This is a genomic window from Pseudomonas sp. EA_65y_Pfl2_P78 (assembly GCF_963970495.1).
Classification (GTDB): domain Bacteria; phylum Pseudomonadota; class Gammaproteobacteria; order Pseudomonadales; family Pseudomonadaceae; genus Aquipseudomonas; species Aquipseudomonas baetica_A.
The window spans coordinates 83,743-104,048 of the sequence record NZ_CAXAON010000010.1 but is presented as its reverse complement, the minus strand read 5'-3'; the positions used below and the strand labels follow the sequence as shown (position 1 = coordinate 104,048).

Annotated in this window: 20 protein-coding genes; 13 read left to right on the top strand and 7 right to left on the bottom strand. The window is 60.4% G+C overall.

Annotation, left to right across the window (positions count from 1 at the left end):
* Positions 1-10 precede the first annotated feature (10 nt).
* The 3 genes from AACY02_RS11185 (at position 11) to AACY02_RS11175 (ending at position 4,499) form a co-directional block, all read left to right on the top strand.
* Positions 11-1,618, top strand: a complete 1,608-nt coding sequence (locus AACY02_RS11185; protein ID WP_221730427.1) for a carboxyl transferase domain-containing protein — start codon at positions 11-13, stop codon at positions 1,616-1,618.
* Between the two features lie 116 nt (positions 1,619-1,734).
* Entirely contained in the window at positions 1,735-2,550 is an 816-nt protein-coding gene (locus AACY02_RS11180; protein WP_339431987.1) for a gamma-carboxygeranoyl-CoA hydratase, read from the top strand.
* Complete coding sequence (locus AACY02_RS11175; protein ID WP_339431986.1) at positions 2,550-4,499, top strand: acetyl/propionyl/methylcrotonyl-CoA carboxylase subunit alpha; 1,950 nt, start codon at positions 2,550-2,552, stop codon at positions 4,497-4,499. The genes AACY02_RS11180 and AACY02_RS11175 overlap by 1 nt, the downstream gene beginning before the upstream one ends.
* 39 nt (positions 4,500-4,538) lie before the next feature.
* Here AACY02_RS11175 and AACY02_RS11170 read toward each other — a convergent pair whose 3' ends face one another.
* Positions 4,539-5,195: a LexA family protein gene (locus tag AACY02_RS11170; protein ID WP_339431985.1), complete on the bottom strand. Its 657-nt coding sequence runs from the start codon at positions 5,193-5,195 to the stop codon at positions 4,539-4,541.
* 130 nt (positions 5,196-5,325) lie between these two features.
* Between AACY02_RS11170 and AACY02_RS11165 the strand changes: the two genes are divergently transcribed.
* The gene (locus AACY02_RS11165) at positions 5,326-5,664 is read left to right on the top strand and encodes a DUF6124 family protein (RefSeq protein ID WP_339431984.1); all 339 of its coding nucleotides are present in this window, start codon (positions 5,326-5,328) and stop codon (positions 5,662-5,664) included.
* 217 nt (positions 5,665-5,881) lie between these two features.
* On the opposite strand, the gene AACY02_RS11160 is transcribed toward AACY02_RS11165, so the two are convergent.
* Positions 5,882-6,046 (bottom strand): hypothetical protein, encoded by a 165-nt coding sequence (locus AACY02_RS11160; protein ID WP_339431983.1) that lies wholly within the window; start codon positions 6,044-6,046, stop codon positions 5,882-5,884.
* Positions 6,047-6,143: 97 nt separating this feature from the next.
* On the opposite strand from AACY02_RS11160, the gene AACY02_RS11155 reads away from it, so the two are divergent.
* Complete coding sequence (locus AACY02_RS11155; RefSeq protein WP_339431982.1) at positions 6,144-7,295, top strand: M14 family metallopeptidase; 1,152 nt, start codon at positions 6,144-6,146, stop codon at positions 7,293-7,295.
* 78 nt (positions 7,296-7,373) lie between these two features.
* Here the strand turns inward: AACY02_RS11155 and AACY02_RS11150 are convergent, their stop codons facing one another.
* Positions 7,374-7,919 (bottom strand): cytochrome b, encoded by a 546-nt coding sequence (locus tag AACY02_RS11150; RefSeq protein ID WP_339431981.1) that lies wholly within the window; start codon positions 7,917-7,919, stop codon positions 7,374-7,376.
* Positions 7,916-9,010 (bottom strand): catalase family peroxidase, encoded by a 1,095-nt coding sequence (locus tag AACY02_RS11145; RefSeq protein WP_339431980.1) that lies wholly within the window; start codon positions 9,008-9,010, stop codon positions 7,916-7,918. Before AACY02_RS11145 ends, AACY02_RS11150 begins: the two co-directional genes overlap by 4 nt.
* A gap of 157 nt (positions 9,011-9,167) precedes the next feature.
* On the opposite strand from AACY02_RS11145, the gene AACY02_RS11140 reads away from it, so the two are divergent.
* The 4 genes from AACY02_RS11140 to AACY02_RS11125 all read left to right on the top strand — a co-directional run bounded on the left by AACY02_RS11140 (position 9,168) and on the right by AACY02_RS11125 (position 13,160).
* Positions 9,168-9,674, top strand: a complete 507-nt coding sequence (locus AACY02_RS11140) for a sigma-70 family RNA polymerase sigma factor (protein ID WP_339431979.1) — start codon at positions 9,168-9,170, stop codon at positions 9,672-9,674.
* Entirely contained in the window at positions 9,671-10,426 is a 756-nt protein-coding gene (locus AACY02_RS11135; RefSeq protein WP_339431978.1) for an anti-sigma factor family protein, read from the top strand. Before AACY02_RS11140 ends, AACY02_RS11135 begins: the two co-directional genes overlap by 4 nt.
* 174 nt (positions 10,427-10,600) lie before the next feature.
* Positions 10,601-11,731, top strand: a complete 1,131-nt coding sequence (gene zapE, locus AACY02_RS11130; protein ID WP_339431977.1) for a cell division protein ZapE — start codon at positions 10,601-10,603, stop codon at positions 11,729-11,731.
* Between the two features lie 115 nt (positions 11,732-11,846).
* Positions 11,847-13,160: a protein kinase gene (locus AACY02_RS11125; RefSeq protein WP_339431976.1), complete on the top strand. Its 1,314-nt coding sequence runs from the start codon at positions 11,847-11,849 to the stop codon at positions 13,158-13,160.
* A gap of 58 nt (positions 13,161-13,218) precedes the next feature.
* On the opposite strand, the gene AACY02_RS11120 is transcribed toward AACY02_RS11125, so the two are convergent.
* Positions 13,219-13,923, bottom strand: a complete 705-nt coding sequence (locus AACY02_RS11120) for a YebC/PmpR family DNA-binding transcriptional regulator (protein ID WP_123529345.1) — start codon at positions 13,921-13,923, stop codon at positions 13,219-13,221.
* 221 nt (positions 13,924-14,144) lie between these two features.
* Here AACY02_RS11120 and AACY02_RS11115 point away from each other — a divergent pair, with 221 nt between their 5' ends.
* Entirely contained in the window at positions 14,145-15,545 is a 1,401-nt protein-coding gene (locus tag AACY02_RS11115) for a type VI secretion system Vgr family protein (protein WP_339431975.1), read from the top strand.
* A 65-nt stretch (positions 15,546-15,610) separates the two neighbouring features.
* On the opposite strand, the gene AACY02_RS11110 is transcribed toward AACY02_RS11115, so the two are convergent.
* Positions 15,611-16,471 carry a LysR substrate-binding domain-containing protein gene (locus AACY02_RS11110; protein ID WP_339431974.1) on the bottom strand — a complete coding sequence of 287 codons (861 nt, stop codon included), beginning with the start codon at positions 16,469-16,471 and terminating at the stop codon, positions 15,611-15,613.
* Between the two features lie 112 nt (positions 16,472-16,583).
* On the opposite strand from AACY02_RS11110, the gene AACY02_RS11105 reads away from it, so the two are divergent.
* The 3 genes from AACY02_RS11105 (at position 16,584) to AACY02_RS11095 (ending at position 19,338) form a co-directional block, all read left to right on the top strand.
* On the top strand, positions 16,584-17,693 hold the full coding sequence (locus AACY02_RS11105; RefSeq protein WP_339431973.1) for a 2-aminoethylphosphonate--pyruvate transaminase: 1,110 nt from the start codon (positions 16,584-16,586) through the stop codon (positions 17,691-17,693).
* Positions 17,694-17,772: 79 nt separating this feature from the next.
* Positions 17,773-18,600 (top strand): phosphonoacetaldehyde hydrolase, encoded by an 828-nt coding sequence (gene phnX / locus AACY02_RS11100; RefSeq protein ID WP_339431972.1) that lies wholly within the window; start codon positions 17,773-17,775, stop codon positions 18,598-18,600.
* 189 nt (positions 18,601-18,789) lie between these two features.
* Entirely contained in the window at positions 18,790-19,338 is a 549-nt protein-coding gene (locus tag AACY02_RS11095; protein ID WP_339431971.1) for a cytochrome b, read from the top strand.
* Between the two features lie 3 nt (positions 19,339-19,341).
* Here the strand turns inward: AACY02_RS11095 and AACY02_RS11090 are convergent, their stop codons facing one another.
* Entirely contained in the window at positions 19,342-20,268 is a 927-nt protein-coding gene (locus tag AACY02_RS11090) for a 1-aminocyclopropane-1-carboxylate deaminase/D-cysteine desulfhydrase (RefSeq protein WP_339431970.1), read from the bottom strand.
* Positions 20,269-20,306 lie beyond the last annotated feature (38 nt).

The window sequence follows — 20,306 nt, the reverse complement described above, 5'->3', positions numbered from 1 at the left end:
GGAGCTGACCATGGCTACCCTGCACACTCAGCTCAATCCTCGTTCAGCGGAATTCGCCGCCAACAGCGCAGCGATGCTCAAACAAGTCGACGCCCTGCACACCCTGCTCGCCCAAGTGGCCCAGGGCGGCGGCGCGAAAGCTCAGGAGCGTCACACCTCACGCGGCAAACTGCTGCCGCGTGAGCGGATCAACCGCTTGCTCGATCCGGGCTCGCCGTTTCTGGAAATCAGCCCACTCGCGGCTTACGCCGTTTATGGTGAGGACGTGCCAGCCGCCGGGGTGATTGCCGGGATCGGCCGCGTGGAAGGCGTCGAATGCATGATCGTCGCCAACGATGCGACCGTAAAAGGAGGCTCGTACTACCCGCTGACGGTGAAGAAACACCTGCGGGCCCAGACCATCGCCCAGCAGAACCGGCTGCCGTGCATTTACCTGGTGGACTCGGGCGGCGCCAACCTGCCGCGTCAGGACGAGGTGTTCCCGGACCGCGAGCACTTCGGGAGGATTTTCTTCAACCAGGCCAACATGAGCGCGATGGGCATTGCGCAGATTGCCGTGGTGATGGGGTCGTGCACGGCGGGCGGCGCGTATGTGCCGGCGATGGCCGATGAAGCGATCATGGTGCGCAATCAGGCGACGATTTTCCTCGCCGGCCCGCCGCTGGTGAAAGCCGCGACCGGTGAAGTGGTCAGCGCCGAAGAGCTGGGCGGAGCCGATGTGCACTGCAAGATTTCCGGGGTCGCCGACCATTACGCCGAGAGCGACGAACACGCCCTCGCCCTTGCCCGCCGCAGCGTCGCCAACCTCAACTGGCGCAAACTCGGCGAAGTGCAGCAGCGCACGCCGATTGCTCCGCTGTACGCCAGCGACGAGTTGTATGGCGTGGTTTCGGCGGACGCCAAGCAACCGTTCGATGTGCGCGAAGTGATTGCGCGGTTGGTCGACGGTTCGGTGTTCGATGAATTCAAGGCGCTGTTCGGCACCACGCTGGTGTGCGGTTTCGCACATCTGCACGGGTATCCGATCGCGATTCTCGCCAACAACGGCATCCTCTTCGCCGAAGCCGCGCAAAAAGGCGCGCACTTCATCGAACTGGCCTGCCAGCGCGGTATTCCACTGCTGTTTTTACAAAACATCACGGGCTTCATGGTCGGTCAGAAATACGAGGCGGGCGGCATCGCCAAGCACGGCGCAAAACTGGTCACCGCCGTGGCGTGTGCAAAGGTGCCGAAATTCACCGTGATCATCGGCGGCAGCTTCGGCGCCGGTAACTACGGCATGTGCGGCCGGGCCTACGATCCGCGCTTCCTGTGGATGTGGCCGAATGCGCGGATTGGCGTGATGGGCGCCGAACAGGCAGCAGGCGTGCTGGTGCAGGTCAAGCGTGAACAGGCCGAACGCAGCGGCCAGGCCTTCAGTGCGGAACAGGAAGCCGAGATCAAGCAGCCGATCCTCGACCAGTACGAAGAGCAGGGTCACCCGTACTACTCCAGTGCACGCCTGTGGGACGACGGCGTCATCGACCCGGCGCAGACCCGCGATGTGCTGGCCCTGGCCTTGTCCGCGTCACTGAACGCGCCTATCGAACCGAGCCGCTTTGGCGTGTTCCGGATGTGATGTTTTGTGGGCGCAGGTTTGCTCGCGAAGACGGCGGCACATCCACTATGGATGTGACTCAATAGACGCTTTCGCAAGCACGCCCGCTCCCACAAGGACCGTGGAGATGGACGAATATGAGCGATTTCAACACCCTCGAACTGCACAGTGACCCACGGGGTTTCGCGACGCTGTGGCTCAACCGTGCAGAAAAGAACAACGCCTTCAATGCCCAGATGATCCGCGAACTGATCCTGGCCCTCGACAAGGTTGCCAGCGATACCAGCCTGCGCTTCCTGCTGCTGCGCGGCCGTGGCCGGCACTTCAGCGCCGGCGCCGATCTGGCCTGGATGCAGCAATCGGCCGAACTCGACTACCACACCAACCTGGACGACGCGCGCGAGCTGGCTGAGCTGATGTACAACCTCGCCAAACTGAAAATCCCGACGCTAGCCGTGGTGCAAGGCGCAGCGTTCGGTGGCGCATTGGGCCTGATCAGTTGCTGCGACATGGCCATCGGCGCCGATGATGCGCAGTTCTGCCTGTCGGAAGTACGCATCGGTCTGGCGCCGGCGGTGATCAGTCCGTTCGTGGTGCAAGCCATCGGTCAACGCGCAGCACGTCGTTATGCCCTGACCGCCGAGCGTTTTGGCGGCCAGCGAGCGCGAGAACTCGGTTTATTGTCCGAGAGCTATGCGGCCGTTGAGCTGGAGCAACAGGTTGAGCAATGGATCGACAAGCTGCTGCTCAACAGCCCCGCTGCGCTGCGCGCCAGTAAAGATCTGCTGCGCGAAGTCGGCAACGGCTCACTGACCCCGGCCCTGCGCCGCTACACCGAAAACGCCATCGCGCGTATCCGCGTCAGCCCCGAAGGCCAGGAAGGCTTGCGTGCCTTTCTGCAAAAACGTCCGCCGAACTGGCAAGCCGCAACCACCACCAAGGAGCCGCGTTGATGAGCGCACCTGTTCTCACCACCCTGCTGGTGGCCAACCGTGGCGAAATCGCTTGCCGGGTCATGCGCACCGCCAAAGCCTTGGGCCTGACCACTGTCGCGGTGCACAGCGCTACCGACCGTGAAGCGCGGCACAGCCGAGAAGCGGATATCCGTGTTGATCTCGGTGGCAGCAAAGCGGCTGACAGTTATCTGCAAATCGACAAACTGATCGCGGCGGCCAAGGCCTGCGGCGCTCAAGCGATTCATCCGGGTTATGGTTTTCTTTCCGAAAACGCCGGGTTCGCCCGCGCTATCGAGGCGGCGGGCCTGATATTTCTTGGCCCACCCGCGTCCGCCATCGACGCCATGGGCAGCAAATCAGCCGCCAAAGCGCTGATGGAAACCGCTGGTGTACCGCTGGTGCCGGGTTATCACGGCGAAGCACAGGATATCGACACCTTCCGTGACGCCTGCGAACGCATCGGTTACCCGGTGTTGCTCAAGGCCACGGCCGGTGGTGGCGGCAAAGGCATGAAAGTGGTTGAGGACGTCAGTCAACTGGCTGAAGCCCTCGCCTCCGCTCAGCGTGAGGCGCAGTCGTCATTCGGCGACTCGCGGATGCTGGTAGAGAAATACCTGCTCAAACCCCGTCATGTGGAAATCCAGGTGTTTGCCGATCAGCACGGCCATTGCCTGTACCTCAATGAGCGTGACTGCTCGATTCAACGCCGCCATCAGAAAGTGGTCGAAGAGGCCCCGGCACCGGGCCTGTCGCCGCAACTGCGCAAGGCCATGGGTGAAGCGGCGGTGCGTTCGGCACAGGCCATCGGTTACGTCGGCGCGGGGACGGTGGAGTTTTTGCTCGACGCACGCGGCGAATTCTTCTTCATGGAGATGAACACCCGGCTGCAGGTTGAGCACCCGGTGACCGAGGCGATTACCGGTCTTGATCTGGTGGCCTGGCAGATCCGCGTGGCCCGTGGTGAAACGCTGCCGATCACGCAGGATCAAGTGCCGCTTGACGGCCATGCGATTGAGGTCAGGTTGTACGCCGAAGACCCTGCAAATGATTTTCTGCCGGCGACTGGCCGCTTGCAGCTGTATCGCGAATCGGCTGAGGGGCCGGGGCGCAGAGTCGACAGTGGCGTTGAAGAAGGTGATGAAATTTCGCCGTTCTATGACCCGATGCTCGGCAAGTTGATCGCCTGGGGAGAGGATCGTGAACAGGCGCGCCTGCGTTTGTTGTGCATGCTCGACGAATTCGCCATTGGCGGGTTGAAAACCAACATCAACTTCCTGCGACGCATCATCGCTCACCCGGCGTTTGCGGCAGCAGAACTGGATACCGGGTTTATTCCGCGTTATCAGGAGCAGCTACTGCCGCCGCCGGGCGAGTTGAGCGAGGCATTCTGGGATGCAGCGGCGCAGGCGTTCGCGCAGAGTCTGCCGGGCGTTATGCGGGCGGACGATCCTTCTTCGCCGTGGTCGCTTAACAGCGGATTGCGCACCGGCCTGCCGAAGGAATTCACCCTGCACTTGAGCTGTGAGGGCCAGGATCGAGCGCTGACGCTGAGTTCAGGTGGCAACGCCACACTAACGGGCGAGACGCTGGTGGTTGAGCAAGAGAACGTACGTCGCGCGTTGCGCGCTACTCGTCAGGGAGATTCGCTGTATCTGCGCTGGGATGGCGAGTTGCGGCGTATCGAGGCGTACGATCCGATCAGTGCGGCCGAAGCCAGCCACACTCATCAGGGCGGTCTGACTGCGCCAATGAACGGCAGCATCGTACGGGTATTGGTCGAGCCCGGGCAGAAGGTCGAGGCCGGTGCGCAACTGGTGGTGCTGGAAGCCATGAAGATGGAACACAGCATCCGCGCACCACATGCCGGGGTGATCAAAGCGCTGTATTGCCAGGAAGGCGAAATGGTCGGCGAAGGCAGCGCTTTGGTTGAACTGGAAGAAGCGTGAGTGAAGGATCGATCCTGCGCCTGGCGAGGATCGATCTGACTAGAAACGCGCCGTAGCCTGTACCACGACGCCGATGATTCGACATTCATCGGTAAACAGGGCCTTGGGCCAGGTCGGATTGAGCGGCACCAGATAACGCTGGCCGCCCTCTTCGTCGAGCTTGCGAAAAATCGCTTCATCGCTGCCCGCCCACTGGGCAATCACCAGCTTACCGGGCACGGCCTCGACCTCTGGATCCACCAGAATCAGCATGCCTTCGGCAATACTCTGACCGCTGGGAGCGGTCATCGAATTCCCTGCCACCGTCAGCCAGAACGCCGCACCACGGGCATGATAATCCGTGAGTGCGAACCGCTGCCTGGCTGACGTCGGGGCATAGGCGGATCCGTTCTCGCGCACCTCGCAGGGTGTCTGCCAGTCGCTGACCGGGTAACGAAAGTACGGGTTGTACTTCTGCGCCAGCGGCATCTCGTCATCCGGCGTCACCTGCGGCTCACGAATCACCAGCACCACTTCAAGGAAATCCATGCCGAGCGCTTGCAGCACGCGGTTCATCTGCGTGATACCGGGTTCGCGACGTTTGTTCAGCCAATGACCGATGCCCCCCTGGGACATGCCGACGCGCTCTCCGAGCTCTGTTTGAGTGATTTTGAGCTCACTCATCTTGGCCTTGACCAACTCAATCCATTTATCCATGTGCGGCACCTTACTCGGACACCTCCGGCCAACAAAACACATATTGTAGTATTAAAAATGTGGTCACAACTACGCATCGTACTATTCTGAAGGCACGGATTTTCAATCGAACAAGGAGCGGCCTTTCATCATGAATATCAGCAGCAAAGACTTGCCCGATCTGCAGATGGACACCACGTTTACTTCACCACAAGGCAACGCCGCGGCGCAGCGAGCCTTGGATTATTACTTGAAACCAGCTGTGTCAGAACCCGAGGTCGATGAGCGTTTTTTCGATGTCAAACAGCATCTCAGTGGCGAAGAAGCCTTGGTGCACGCCTCCGATCTGTTGCGCTGCGCGGCCGCCACTGCTTTCAAGGCTGCGGAAAACCTGCAAGGCGCGAATCGCGACCTGGCGTTTTCAGTGGTTCATATGGTGGATATGGCGCGGGCGATGGTTGACCACTCGCTCGATGGCGATGAAGTCTGAGGAACGGGGGACGATCGTGCGGGAAAGAGTTTTCCAATCGCACAGATAAAAACATTTGACTTGCAAATGATAATGATTATTATTGCAAGCAACTGGTCGCGAGATCAGTCGGTGGACCAGAGACCTTAGGTCGGTCTTCTGGACTATCTCCTCATCAGGCTAATCACGGTTTTTGACCCGGCTTTTTGCCGGGTCTTTTTTTACCCGTTTTTCGGGCTTATGGCTTCAAGCTAATGAAGTCTTTAAGTGCTGCAAATTCAATGACGCCGATAGTATCAAAAGAATATCGCTTGGCAAGCGAAGCCCAGCCACATTGGGGAAAACTAATAGCAATTAGCGCTTGAGAATCAATCGCATAGTCTCTAAGCTGCATGAGCGTCATGGAGGACGCCCCCGCCACGACCCCGCATTTCCCCTCGGTTTCATCTCTGTCTTGCGTGTAAAGTAGCCACCATAAAAATCATATTCAGGAACCGATTATGACCGTGGCCAAATCTTCGTTCGACATCAGTGCCAACTTCGATAGCGGCAATATTCAAGTCATCGACATCAGCAATCCGCTCAATCCGGTTCTGGCCATCCGCCCGGACACCCGAAGCGCCCACTTTCAGTGGTTCCACTTCAAGGCCAGCGGTCTTCACGTCGGTCAGGAACACTGGTTTCGCCTCAACAACGCCAGCCAATCTTCGTACAACAAAGCCTGGGATGGTTATCAGGCCGTAGCCTCCTACGATCACGTCAACTGGTTCCGCGTACCCACCATTTTCGAAGGCGACTGCCTGCGTTTCTGCCTGGAAGCCACCCAGACTCACGCCTGGTTCGCCTATTTCGAACCCTATAGCCGCGGCCGTCACGACTGGCTGATCGAACAAGCGCTGACCAAGGCCGGCGCCGAGTTGCTGGCGACAGGTAAAAGTGTCGAGGGCCGCGATATTCAGTTACTGCGCAAAGGCAGCGGCGCGCAAGGTCAGCGCAAAATCTGGATCATCGCCCAGCAACACCCGGGCGAGCACATGGCTGAGTGGTTCATGGAAGGGGTGATCGAACGCCTGGAAAGACACGACGATCCGGTGCTGAATAAACTGCTCGCCAGTGCCGATCTGTACCTGGTTCCCAACATGAACCCGGACGGCGCCTTCCATGGGCATCTGCGCACCAACGCCATGGGGCAAGACTTGAACCGTGCCTGGCAAAGCGCCAGCCAGGAAATCAGCCCTGAAGTCCTTTTCGTGCAGCAGCAGATGGAAAAATACGGCGTCGATCTGTTTCTCGACGTACACGGCGATGAGGAAATCCCTCATGTCTTCACCGCTGGCTGCGAAGGTAATCCGGGGTATACGCCGCGGCTGGAGAAACTCGAAGAACATTTTCGCAGCCATCTGAAACACACCACCAAAGACTTCCAGACCAAATACGGCTACACCCGTGACGAACCGGGCCAAGCCAACATGACCCTGGCGTGCAACAGCGTTGGCCAGAAGTACGATTGCCTGTCACTGACCCTGGAAATGCCGTTCAAGGATCACGACGACGCGCCGAACGCGCAAACCGGCTGGTCGGGCAAACGCTCCAGTCAATTAGGCAAAGACGTGCTGACGACCATTGCCGACATGGTCGACACACTGCGCTGATCCCTTCCCTTGCCTGGTCAAAGGAACGGAGGCTGTCCCGGAAAATGGCGCATCGTCACAATGCGCCATTGCGGTCAGCTAACCGCGATTGCGACCGCGCAACATGCTGTCCAGCACGTCGTCACGGCGCACCCAGCCATGGAACAGCGCCGCCGCCAAGTGCACCAGCACCGTCAGAAACAGCAGATAAGCCAGATAACCATGAGCGCTGCGCAGCAACGCAAACAACTGCGCATCGGCCGGGACAATCGACGGCAACTGCAGCGATGCACTGAGCATCACCGGCTCGCCCGAGGCGCTGATCATCGCCCAACCGAGCAGCGGCAGCACCAGCATCAACGCATAAAGCAACAGATGCGAGGCCTTCGCAGCCATCACCTGCCAGCCCGGCAGATCCACCGGCAGCGGCGGCTGGCGTGTGGAGAAACGTACCAGCAGACGCACGATCACCAGCAGCAGAATCGCAATGCCCAAGGGCTTGTGCAGGTGGATCAGCCATTCATGCCGTTCGGAGACCGAGGTGACCATGCCGGCGCCAATAAACAGCATCACGATGATCATCAGCGCCATCAGCCAATGCAGCAGTCGCGCCAACAGCGCGAAATGAGTCGGTTGAGCGCTCATGGACGAGCCTCCTGTTTGGCGGCGGGCAACTGGCTGACTTCGCGGGTGCGACGCCGATAGGAATTGGCGTAACCGGCGGAACGGGCCGCGAGCAACGGGTCGTCGGAGCCTTGAATCCCGGCCGGCAACACCAACGGGTCGTAATTGATGTCGCGGCACTCACCGCTCAGTTGCGGCTGAGTCTTTTCCAGCACCAGGGTGCCGGCGTTCACAACCTTGCGCCCTTCGGGCCAGGCCTTGCTGGCGTCGTTCACCGGGTCACCGGCGTTAGCCAACGTGATATTCAACTGAAAACGCAGCGGCGCAGCGGCAAGCCGTTGCACCAGATCCTTTTCCAGAAAGTCAGCGCCCTCAGGTGCGCTGTCACCCGCCGCGTCTTTAGCCAATGGCGTCATGCTCCAGCGCACGGCTTGCCGCTTCCCGCTGGCGTCCACCAGATAGAACGCATTGACACTGTTATAGGTTTCGGTGGCGTAACTGGCCGATGGCTTGGCGGTCTTCACCCAGGTCAGAAACGGCACAGTTTCCGGGTGCGCGGCGAAGAACGCCGGCACCTTGCCTGGGTCAGGTTTGCCTGTGGCCGGATCCGGCGACTGCGCCTGCAGCAACTGATAGAACGCCTCAGGCGTGCCCACCGGGAACACCGGCATGCTGTTCATCCCGGTGCGCCACTGCTGACCATTGGCCTGGGTGAAGCGCAGCGCCAGACTGCGAATCGGCACGCTGCTGTCCGGGGCATAGGGATTACCCGCCGGCAACGCAAAACGCCCCACCACCGGGGTGCGCGGTTCGTTGAACACTTGCGCAGCCGAGAACACCCGTGCCTCGCCACTGCTCTCGAAATGCCCGATCACGCACACACCTTTGGCATGATTGCGGCGGAATCCGGGATGCACGCCGTTGTTTTTCTCCAGCACATCGACCAGCGCCTTGGGCGTCAGACGTTGTGGGTCAAAGGTGCCGTGAACATAGGCAAACGCCCCGGCCACTGCAGCGACTACCGCGGCAATGCCGCCCAGACGCAGTACCACGCTCGCGGCACTCAGTGGCGGGCGCTGCGGCCCGCCTGAGGGTGAAGTGCGATCAACCATGAATAACTCCGGGACCATCGGCCACAAGTAGGAAGAGTCAGCAAGACGCACCCCGTCGGGATTTATTCCACAGTCCGGTATTTATTTTTCCGAACGTGGAATAACCTTCGACGGTGGACGTCTCCCTAGTCCACAGCGTAGTGACCAGCAGAATTTCATGAGCGAATTCGACGAGCAATTGAGAGAAATCATTCCCGGATTGCGGCGTTTTGCCGTGTCGTTGACGCGCAATAGCAGCAGCGCCGACGATCTGGTGCAGGCAAGCCTGGAGCGGGCCTTGTCGAGTTGGGGCGGCAAACGCGTCGACGGTGATCTGCGCGCCTGGCTGTTTGCGATCCTCTACCGACAATTTCTCGATGCTCATCGCCGTTCCCGACGCTATGCGCGGATGCTCGAATTTTTCACCGGGCGCGACGATGCCGAACCTTCGGCGGAGCGCACCGTCATCGCCCGGTCGACACTGCAAGCCTTTGATAGATTGCCCACCGAACAGCGCGCGCTACTGCTGATGGTCTCGGTTGAAGGCCTTTCCTATAAGGAGGTCGCCGAGATCCTTGGCGCCCCGATCGGCACCGTGATGTCGCGCCTTTCCCGCGCCCGCCAAGCCTTGCGCCAACTCAGCGACGGCGAAATCAGCAGCCCTTCTTTGCGGATACTCAAATGATCAGCCTGCCTCCCAGCGAGCATGACCTGCACGCCTACGTCGACCACCAACTCAGCGACGCCGACCGCCGGGTGCTTGACACCTGGCTGGCGAATCACCCAGACCAAGCCGCGCAGGTTCGCGCCTGGCAACGTGACGCCCAGCAATTACGTGCAGCACTGGGGGGCGCGTTGCAGCGGCCGGCCAATCCGGCGCTTGACCCGGCAACGATTCGCCAGCGCCGCATACGTCAGTCACGTCGACACCTGGCCAGCGCCGCCGTGTTGCTGATCGCCGTCAGTGTGGGTGGTTTCAGTGGTTGGCAAGCGCGGGAAATGACCCTCGTGCGCACCTCGGTATTACCGATGACCGACGCCTTGCAGGCCTATCGCTTGATTGCCCAGCAGGGAATGCTCCCGGCCGATTACAAGGTCGACAGTAACGGCGACATGCAGCGCTGGCTCGACCGTTATTTCACGCAGGCGAGTCGCTTGCCGGATCTCAAGGCTGCCGGGTTCGAACCGGTCAGCGGACGGTTGCTCAGCACCGACGAAGGCCCGGCGGCGATGGTGATGTATGAGGATGGGGGTGGGCACAAAGTCAGCTTTTATGTGCGACCGCCGGGACCGAAAAATACCTTTCTGCCGCGTGGCAGCCGCAGCGACGGGGATCTGCAGGCCGAATACTGGTCCGGGCACGGGTATAACTATGCGATGGTCAGCCCGGTTGATACGCCGGTCGCCCCACTGCTCAAGCAGTCCCTGCCATTGTGAAACGCGACATAACCCTGTGGGTGCGGACACGCCCCATACAGCGGGCCCAGGCACATTTGTGTTCAATGAACGCCTACTCTCGACCGGCTGCAGTAGAAGGCGTGCTCTGCGTGTGGTTACACTACGCCGCCGCGCTCCGGGGAGCCGGTTTGACGAACACGGAGTCACCACAAAGTGCCCGCCCGACCGCCAAAACGAACGCGATTGATCCAGCGCTGGCCAGCGTTACGCCGCTGGTTCGGCAAACGCCTGCCTGCCAGTGCTGGCCATGACGCCAGCGCCCAGTCGATCCGCGACTACTTCCGGCACAAGGCCCACAGCCAGGGTTACACCCTCAGCCACAGCCAGCAGCGCGTGATCGATTGTCTGGCGCAGCAGGCCAGTCTGCTGTTCGGCGCAAAAGCGCCTACCCCGCCGAGTCTGTATCTGTACGGCGCCGTTGGACGCGGCAAGAGCTGGCTGCTGGATGGCTTTTTCCAGGCGCTGCCGATCAAGCAAAAACGACGCCTGCATTTCCATGAGTTCTTTGCGCAATTGCATCAAGGCATGTTCCGTCATCGTGAACAGGACGATGCCCTCGCCCTCACGCTCGATGATCTGCTGCAAGACTGCCGGGTGCTGTGTTTCGACGAGTTTCATGTGCATGACATCGGTGACGCGATGCTGATCAACCGGTTGTTCAAGGCGTTGTTCCAGCGCGCGATCGTGCTCCTGGTGACCTCGAACTATCCGCCTGAGGGCTTGCTGCCCAACCCGCTCTATCACGCTCGCTTCAAACCCGTCATCGAACTGATCAACTCACGCATGCAGGTCATGGAAGTCGGCGGGCCGCACGATTACCGAAGCCAGGCGCGCAACCAGGCGCATCAATTGTTCACGCAAGGTCACTACGTATGGCCGGCCACGCCTGCTCAGCGCCACGTCCTGAACCTGCCACCACACGATGCTCCAGCGCTTGCCCTAGCGGTCGGCACGCGGCAAATTCAGGCACGGTTGTGTGAAGGTCGGCGGGTCGGTTTTACCTTCAAGGACCTGTGCGAACAGCCGACGGCGGTGATGGATTATCTGGAGCTTTGCCGGCGTTTCGACCACTGGGTCATTGATGATTTACCGGCACTGGCTGAATGCTCGATCGCCGCGCAACAGCGTTTCATCAATCTGATCGACGTGCTCTACGATCAGGACAAATGCTTGACCCTGCTCGGTCAACTGCCGCTGTTTGAGCGTCTGGGCGGCAATGCCATTGACCTGGCCCGCACGCGGAGCCGGTTGGGGCAGTTACAGGAAGTGCGCCTCCTTACCTGACAGACAAAGATCGCGCCCCACAGAGGATCGCAGTGCAGAGGAAGAATTCGACAGTGTTGAATCTGCCGTTATCATGTCGCCCATTCCTTGCGACTCCTCTATGGCGAAGACCTTTATGCATACCCTTGCTCAATTGCGCGCCGGCGAATTGTCAGGCATCACGCGGCTGGATCTGTCCTGCGGGCTGACCGAGTTCCCGCGGCAGATCTTTGATCTGGCCGATACCCTCGAGGTGCTCAACCTCAGCGGCAACGCCTTGAGCAGTCTGCCGGATGATTTGCATCGGCTGACTCGAATGCGCGTACTGTTCTGCTCCGACAATCAGTTCACCGAGTTGCCCGCCTGCCTCGGCCAATGCGCCGCGTTGACGATGATCGGTTTTAAAGCCAACCGCATCGTCGATGTGCCGGGTGCCGCCCTGCCAACGCGGCTGCGCTGGCTGATCCTGACCGACAACTGCATCGAAACCCTGCCGAGCGAACTGGGCGAACGTCCTGACCTGCAAAAACTCATGCTGGCGGGCAATCGCCTGCAATCGCTACCCGCTTCTCTGGGTAACTGCCATCGGCTGGAGCTGATCCGCATCGCCGCCAACCGCCTGAGCCAATTGCCACCCTTTCTGCTGGCGTTGCCGAGCCTGACGTGGCTGGCCTATGCCGGTAATCCACTGGAAACCGAAGCCGACGCCGCCGCCCTTCAAGCCACACCGCAAATTGACTGGTCAACGCTGCGCCTGGAGCAGCAACTGGGCGAAGGCGCTTCGGGGGTGATTTGCCGGGCGACTTGGCAGCACGCCGAGGGCTCGCTGAAACCGGTCGCCGTGAAGTTGTACAAAGGTGAAATGACCAGCGATGGCTCGCCGCTGCATGAAATGAACGCCTGCATCACGGCCGGGCTGCACCCGAATCTGATCCGGGTTGAAGGTCGTATCGATGGCCATCCCGAAGGCCAGCAAGGGCTGGTGATGCAATTGATTGATCCGAGCTTTCGCAATCTGGCGGCATTGCCGAGCCTGGCGTCCTGCTCACGGGACGTTTACGCCGAAGATTGCCGCTTCACGGCCGACGTTGCGCTAAGAATTGCCAAGGGCATCGCGTCGGCGGCCGAACATCTGCATCAACAGGGCATCACCCACGGCGACCTCTACGGGCACAACATTCTGTTGAACGACGAGGGCGATTGTCTGCTGGGAGATTTCGGCGCGGCGTCCTTCCATGCCACCACGGACAACGTCGAGACACGATCACTGCAACGCATCGAAGTGCGAGCGTTCGGGGTTTTGCTCGGGGAGTTGCTGGCGCGGATCGACTCGGGGTTGAGTGATGAGCGGCGTGGGGTGCTGGAGGATTTGCAGCGGCGCTGCTGTCAGGCCGATGTGCTGGGGCGGCCGGGGTTCAGTGAAGTGAGTGCGGTACTGGACAAGCAGTGACCGCAACGCGGTCAATCGCGGGCTTGCCCGCCATTGACGGCGTTACCGGTAAAACCAATCAGCCCGCCAGACCGACAAACATGTCCTGTACGTCGTCATGGTTGTCGAGGCCTTCCAGGAACGCTTCAACCTCAGCCATTTGCTCATCGCTCAAACCGCTGACGGGGTTCTTCGGCTGGTAGCCAAGCTTGGCCGACAGCACGGTAAAGCCTTGCTCCGGCAGGGCTTTCTGCACGGAGTCGAGGTCGGTCGGATCGGTCAGGAACAGGGTTGCGCCGTCTTCACCCGGTTCAAAATCCTGGGCACCGGCTTCGATGGCGGCCATTTCCGGATCGGCGTCCGGGGTGTCCGGCGAGGCTTCGATCATGCCCACATGGTTGAAATCCCAGGCAACGGAGCCGGAAGCACCCAGTTGACCCTTGCGGAACGCCACACGGATTTCCGCGACGGTGCGGTTGATGTTGTCGGTCACGCACTCGACGATCAGCGGTACCTGGTGCGGCGCGAAGCCTTCGTAGGTCACGCGATGGTATTGCACGGTTTCGCCTAGCAGGCCCGCGCCTTTCTTGATTGCGCGATCCAGGGTTTCTTTCGGCATCGAGGCTTTCTTGGCCTGTTCGACCACCAGACGCAGGTGTGCGTTGGTGGCGGTATCGGCACCGTTGCGGGCAGCGATGGTGATTTCTTTCACCAGTTTGCCGAAGATTTTGCCCTTGGCGTTGGCTGCCGCTTCTTTGTGTTTAACCTTCCACTGTGCGCCCATTACTCACTCTCTTGATCTGTGGCGCCGAGACATCTATTGGCCGACGCGTGGCGCCAAGTTTATACGGCCTAAACTCGGCAATCGACCAAAAAAATCCAATGTGGAATCGACTTATTCACCAGACCTTGTAGGGCGATTCTGAAAAACCCCTTTGACATAACCATTCAACGCTGTGGTTTCGTACCCTCTGAGGCCCGTATTGCCTGACAGAGCCTGTTCGAATGCTCAATGACAAGGAAAGTCCGTTCACCCTCACCCTGACCGACAGCGGCTTATGCCTGCCAGTGTTGCGCTTTCAAGGCGAGGAAGCGCTCAACCAGCCCTACCGTTTCGACATTGACCTGATCGGTCTGGCACCCGCCGTGCCCCCGGGTACGCTGCTGCAGCAACCGGCATTTCTGCGCCTGAACGACCATCACGGGATCCACGGCATGATCCACAGTGCCACTTGCGAACACCGTGGCACGCATCGGATTGGCTATCGACTTGTCTTGGTGCCACACCTGCAAAGACTGTCGCGAACGATTAAACGGCGTGTGTTTATACAACTGAGCGTGCCGCAGATTCTTCAGCAATTACTCGTTGAAAATGCCCTGCCGAGCAATAGTTACCGAATTGAAATGACCGTGGGCCAGTACCCGACGCGGCCGTTCTGCATCCAGTTCGAGGAAAGCGATCTGGCGCTGCTGCACAGGCTTTGCGAAGAGGAAGGCATTCACTATCACTTCGAACACCGGGTGGACGGTCACGTTGTCGTGTTCGCCGATGACAGCCTGAGCCTACCGCAAGCCCCCGTTCTGGTGCCGTTCAATGTCGACGAACAAACAGCCTCACCCTGCGTCAGTGCGCTGTACCAGCATCATCACGCCGCGCCCATTGCGACGCTCCACGCCTTGCGCAATCGTGGGCAACAGGCTGTCAGCGAGGCTGCCGCCAATCAGACTTCGCCTATCGCACCGCAGCCCACGTTGTCGCTTGAACAACGTCATGCCGAGCAACGCAGTCGCCGCCATCTGGAGCGACAACGTTGCCAGCATCGCTCGATCAATGGCCGCAGCGACTGCGTCGGTTTGCTCAGTGGGCACTTGTTGCAAGTGACCGAGCACCCGATCAGCACCTTCAACGACCAATGGCGGATCACTGCCATACGCCATCACGGGCAACATCCATCGATTCTTGACCCCACCCCGACCCAGCACCGTTATTACAACGACTTCACCGCCCAGCCCTGGTCAACCGACTATCGCCCGCCCCTCAAAGAACCGCGTCCCAGCGTCGCAGGCTTTCATCTGGCGCAGATACTTGGCGCGTCGGGGCAACCCGCGCAACTTGATGAGCAGGGGCGCGTCGCCGTTATTCTCTGGCCTGCGCAACACCCGAACACCACTGAAACCGACGCGCTGTGGCTGCCCATCGCCATGACCCGGGCCAACAGACGACTGGCAGCGAATGAACTCCCGTCTGCAGGCAGTGAAGTCTGGGTGAGCTTCCTCGACAGCGATCCGGACCGACCGATCCTGTGCCTCGACAGCAGACGCAGTCCACCGCCACGCGAGACAGTGCCGATGCCTGACAGCAGCAGCCTTCTACTGGATTGGCTGCTCAACAGCACCGCGCCATGACAGTCCTCCCTGCTGGCGTTGTCGCAGCCTGCGACAGTTCCTGCTGGGGGCCTGAAGCGAAACTGTCAGGCCGGCGCCAATGCAAAAAACGCCTGAATCAAACGCAACTCCCGTCGCCGCTCCATGCAGCCGATCATGTGCCGGTTTCCCAGCCCTTCGCCGGCAATCGGAATCGCCACCACCCGAGGGTCGTGGCTGACCTCCACCGAAGACACCACGCCAACCCCCAGTTCTGCGGCAACCGCTTCGGTCACCGCTTCGCGGCTGTCCAGTTCCAGCAAGACCCGTGGCTGAATCGATGCCTGCGCGCAAGCCTGATCAAACGTGCGCCGGGTAATCGAACTCGGCTCACGCAAGACCATGATTACCTGATCCAGTTCTTTGAGCTTCACCTCCCCGGCCCGCGTCCCCCAAGGATGGCCCACTGGCACCAAAGCGCAGATCCGCGACTCGCTCAACGCTTGCAGATGCAAGCCTTTGCGCGGTTCGACTTCGGTCAACACGGCGACATCTGCGTGTTCCGATAACAGCGCTGCCAGCGCTTCCTGCGCATTGCCCAAGCGTAAATTCACCGTAATCCCCGGATACCGCGCCCGCAGACTCGCCAACATCGGCATGACCATGTGCGGCCCATCCGCCGCCACCTCCAGGCGCCCGGTCAGCAGTTGCCGATTGGCCTCCAGCATCGCCTGCGCTTCTTCGGCGAGACCAAACATCGCCCGGGTGATCGCCGCCAGTTTGGTGCCCTCCTCGGTCAATTCCACCCGTCGCGCCGTACGTCGCAGGAGGGTGATCTGGTAATGCTCCTCCAACGCCTTGATGTGCCCGGTGACCGCTGGCTGGCTGATGAACAAACGCAAGGCGGCGCGGGTGAAGCTGCCCTCCCGGGCTACGGCGTCGAAGGCGCGTAGCTGAAACAGATTCATGAATAACCCTCGCTGATGGCTGGCATAACAACAAACAATTTGATTGATGCAACGGCGAATTGCAACGTATGCCCCCTAGCTTCACCCCACAGCGCTATCCAAGGACATACGAATGAGTATCGCCGAACCCATCCTGCTGACTCCCGGCCCGTTGACCACTTCGGCCCGCACCCGCCAGGCGATGATGATCGACTGGGGGTCATGGGATGACCGTTTCAATCAACTGACCGCCAGCCTTTGCAAACAACTGCTGGCGATCCTCAACGGCGCAGCCACCCATCACTGCGTGCCGTTGCAAGGCAGCGGGACATTCGCCGTCGAAGCGGCCATCGGTACGCTGGTACCGCGTGATGGCAAAGTGCTGGCACTGATCAACGGTGCCTATGGCCAGCGTCTGGCGAAGATCTGCGAGGTGCTCGGCCGCTCGTTCAGTACCTTCGAAACCGCTGAAGACAAACCGACCACGGCCGCCGACGTTGACCGCCTGCTGCGTGCCGACAGCGCCATCACCCACGTCGCGCTGATCCACTGCGAGACCAGCACCGGGATCCTCAATCCGCTGCCAGAGATTGCCGAGGTTATCGCCCAACACGGAAAACGCCTGATCATCGACGCCATGAGCTCTTTCGGCGCGCTGGCGGTGGATGCACAACAAGTGCCGTTCGACGCGCTGATCGCCGCGTCCGGCAAATGCCTGGAAGGCGTACCGGGGATGGGTTTTGTCTTCGCTCGCAAAGAGTCGCTGGCCGCTTGCGCCGGTCAGTCGCATTCGCTGGCGATGGACCTGTACGACCAGCACACCTATATGCAGAAGACCGGCCAGTGGCGCTTCACCCCGCCCACCCATGTGGTCGCGGCGCTGCACGAAGCCCTGCTGCAATACAACGAAGAAGGTGGCTTGCCGGCACGGCATGCGCGCTACGCGGCCAACTGCCAGGCGCTGATGGAAGAGATGGGCGAGCTGGGTTTACGCAGTTTTCTGCCGGCAGCGATTCAGGCACCGATCATCGCCACGTTCCATGCGCCGACCAATCCGCGTTATCAGTTCAAGGACTTCTACGAGCGCGTCAAGGCCAAGGGCTACATCCTCTACCCCGGCAAACTGACCCAGGTTGAAACCTTCCGCGTCGGCTGCATCGGCCACGTCAGCCCGGACGACATGCGCCAGGCCGTCGCAGCAGTCGGTGAAGTGTTGCGCGAGATGGAAGTCCTCGACATCTGATTCACCCCCAAATCCCTGTGGGAGGGGTCTTGCTCCCCTCCCACAAAGAACCGCATTGCCAACTCAGGAATTGACTGCCATGAACTATGTAAATCCAGACAAGCTGCAAGCCGCCATCCTCGACTGGGCCGGCACCGTGGTCGACTTCGGTTCTTTTGCGCCGACCCAGATCTTCGTCGAAGCCTTCGCCGAGTTCGACGTTCAGGTCTCCATCGAAGAAGCCCGTGGCCCGATGGGCATGGGCAAGTGGGATCACATCCGCGCTCTGTGCGATCAGCCGCAGGTCGCCGAGCGCTATCGCCAAGTGTTCGGTCGCACGCCGACCGACGACGATGTCACCGCGATCTATAACCGTTTCATGCCGCTGCAGATCGAGAAGATCGCCGAACACTCGGCACTGATCCCGGGCGCTCTGGATACCATTGCCAATCTGCGCGAACAAGGGATCAAGATCGGCTCCTGCTCCGGTTACCCGAAGCAGGTGATGGACAAAGTCGTCGAACTGGCCGCCACCAACGGCTACGTCGCCGACCACGTCGTCGCCACCGACGAAGTGCCGAATGGCCGCCCATGGCCGGCCCAGGCACTGGCCAACGTGATCGCGCTGGGCATCGACGACGTCGGCGCTTGTGTGAAGATCGATGACACTGTGCCGGGCATTCTCGAAGGTCGGCGTGCCGGGATGTGGACGGTGGCGCTGATCTGCTCCGGTAATGCACTGGGCCTGGACTACGAGGGGTTCCGCGCACTGGGCAGCGATGAACTGGCCAGCGAGCGAAAGCGCATCCACGCACTGTTCGAAGGTTCGCGCCCGCACTACATGATCGACACCATTACAGACCTGCCCGAGGTGATTGCCGACATCAACAAGCGTCTGGCCCAGGGTGAAATGCCGCAGTCGAGCTGATCCATCGCCTGCTGTAAACGAAAACGCCAGTGTCTGTCGCGACACTGGCGTGTTTTTTTGGACACTTCCTGACCCAGCGCATTGAAACGCCGATCAGCAACAGGCAAATCCGCCAAAGCGGATTACAGTTAAGACATGCCGTCATACAAGAACGGTGCGTTTGCCCCCTGATCTGTGAGGAAACACCGTATGCCGTGGACCAGTTCCGAATCTCGTTACAGCACCGTCTCAGTCTTGCTGCACTGGCTGATGCTGGTGTTGTTGGTACTGGTATACGCCAGCATGGAATTTCGCGGCATCTTTCCCAAAGGCAGCGGCGGTCGCACGCTGATCAAAGAGGCCCACTACATGCTCGGCCTGACGGTGTTCGTGCTGGTGTGGTTTCGCCTGCTCGCCCGCAGCGTCGGCCCGGCACCGAAAATCTTCCCGGCCTCGCCGGCATGGCAAACCGTGCTGGCGCGGCTGATGCACTGGGCGTTGTACCTGTTCATGATCAGCATGCCGATTCTCGGTTGGTTGATCACCAGCGCCGAGGGGCATCAAGTGATGTTCTATGGTTTTGATCTGCCGATGCTGGTGAATGAGGACAAGGCACTCGCCAAGCAGGTGGAATATTGGCACGTACTCATCGCCACGATTGGCTACTGGTTGATCGGGCTGCATGCGCTGGCGGGGATCTATCACCACTACGTAGTGCGCGACAACACACTGGTGCGGATGATGCCCAAACGCGATTGAACCTCACGGCGCGGCCGCAAATCCGCGCTGCCCCTGCAAACCTCCGGTATGCACGAAAATCAGTCGCGTGCCGCTGGCGAACCTGCCCGCTTCGACCTGCTGCCTGAGCGCCAGCAACGCCTTGCCGGTGTACACGGGTTCCAACGGCACACCGCTGACCTGTTCGGTCTGTTCAATGAACCCCAGCAAGGGCGGATCAACCTTGGCAAAACCACCACGGCTGGCGTCCAGCAGTTCATAGTGCGCCATGCACAACCCGGCCTCGCGAATGATCGCTTCGACGTGTGGTGCCACGCCGTGGTCGCCGGGCACGGCCAATGCGCCGTATACCGGACGTTCGCCCGCCTCTGCCAGCACCAGTCCCGCCAACGTCGTTCCTGTACCGCAAGCCAACCACCAGCCGTGGAAATCACTCCAGCCCAAATGGCTCAGTTGTGCATTGGCCTGCGCTTTGAGCGCGACGCAACCGAGGGCGCCGCTTAATCCACCGCCACCCTCCGGCACCGCATGCAGCGTGGGATATTGCGCCTGCCACGGCAGCCAGAATCCCGGTTCGTGCCGCGCCCGATAACCGCCGTAACCCAGCCAGTGCAAGTGCATGCCGAACGCTTGCAGATCTTTCACAGTGGGCGTTTCCCGGGCATGGCCACGCAACAGCCCGACCGTTTTGAAGCCCAGACGCTTGCCCGCCGCCGCCAACGCGTGCAGATGATTGGAATGTGCCCCACCGAGGCTGATGATGCCTTGCGCACCAGCACGGTCAGCAGCGTTCAGGTGTTCGACGAGTTTGAACCACTTGTTGCCGCTGATCAGCGGATCGATCTGATCGAGACGCAGGATCGCCACTTCAACGTTGGCGGCACTGAGCCAGTCCAGTTGGAGGCGTTCGAGGGGGGCTTGAGCAAGCCATTCGTTGGAAGGCAAAAGCATTAATGGCGGTTCCAGAACAAGAACCGCCATCTTAGCAG

Coding starts and splice junctions, on each gene's coding strand:
- AACY02_RS11140 (WP_339431979.1), top strand. CDS start 9,168: ATGAGCGAATTCGACGAGCAATTGAGAGAAATCATTCCCGGATTGCGG.
- AACY02_RS11155 (WP_339431982.1), top strand. CDS start 6,144: ATGACCGTGGCCAAATCTTCGTTCGACATCAGTGCCAACTTCGATAGC.
- AACY02_RS11135 (WP_339431978.1), top strand. CDS start 9,671: ATGATCAGCCTGCCTCCCAGCGAGCATGACCTGCACGCCTACGTCGAC.
- AACY02_RS11180 (WP_339431987.1), top strand. CDS start 1,735: ATGAGCGATTTCAACACCCTCGAACTGCACAGTGACCCACGGGGTTTC.
- AACY02_RS11170 (WP_339431985.1), bottom strand. CDS start 5,195: ATGGATAAATGGATTGAGTTGGTCAAGGCCAAGATGAGTGAGCTCAAA.
- AACY02_RS11125 (WP_339431976.1), top strand. CDS start 11,847: ATGCATACCCTTGCTCAATTGCGCGCCGGCGAATTGTCAGGCATCACG.
- AACY02_RS11185 (WP_221730427.1), top strand. CDS start 11: ATGGCTACCCTGCACACTCAGCTCAATCCTCGTTCAGCGGAATTCGCC.
- AACY02_RS11165 (WP_339431984.1), top strand. CDS start 5,326: ATGAATATCAGCAGCAAAGACTTGCCCGATCTGCAGATGGACACCACG.
- AACY02_RS11110 (WP_339431974.1), bottom strand. CDS start 16,471: ATGAATCTGTTTCAGCTACGCGCCTTCGACGCCGTAGCCCGGGAGGGC.
- AACY02_RS11145 (WP_339431980.1), bottom strand. CDS start 9,010: ATGGTTGATCGCACTTCACCCTCAGGCGGGCCGCAGCGCCCGCCACTG.
- AACY02_RS11120 (WP_123529345.1), bottom strand. CDS start 13,923: ATGGGCGCACAGTGGAAGGTTAAACACAAAGAAGCGGCAGCCAACGCC.
- AACY02_RS11115 (WP_339431975.1), top strand. CDS start 14,145: ATGCTCAATGACAAGGAAAGTCCGTTCACCCTCACCCTGACCGACAGC.
- AACY02_RS11095 (WP_339431971.1), top strand. CDS start 18,790: ATGCCGTGGACCAGTTCCGAATCTCGTTACAGCACCGTCTCAGTCTTG.
- phnX (WP_339431972.1), top strand. CDS start 17,773: ATGAACTATGTAAATCCAGACAAGCTGCAAGCCGCCATCCTCGACTGG.
- AACY02_RS11090 (WP_339431970.1), bottom strand. CDS start 20,268: ATGCTTTTGCCTTCCAACGAATGGCTTGCTCAAGCCCCCCTCGAACGC.
- AACY02_RS11105 (WP_339431973.1), top strand. CDS start 16,584: ATGAGTATCGCCGAACCCATCCTGCTGACTCCCGGCCCGTTGACCACT.
- AACY02_RS11160 (WP_339431983.1), bottom strand. CDS start 6,046: ATGACGCTCATGCAGCTTAGAGACTATGCGATTGATTCTCAAGCGCTA.
- AACY02_RS11150 (WP_339431981.1), bottom strand. CDS start 7,919: ATGAGCGCTCAACCGACTCATTTCGCGCTGTTGGCGCGACTGCTGCAT.
- AACY02_RS11175 (WP_339431986.1), top strand. CDS start 2,550: ATGAGCGCACCTGTTCTCACCACCCTGCTGGTGGCCAACCGTGGCGAA.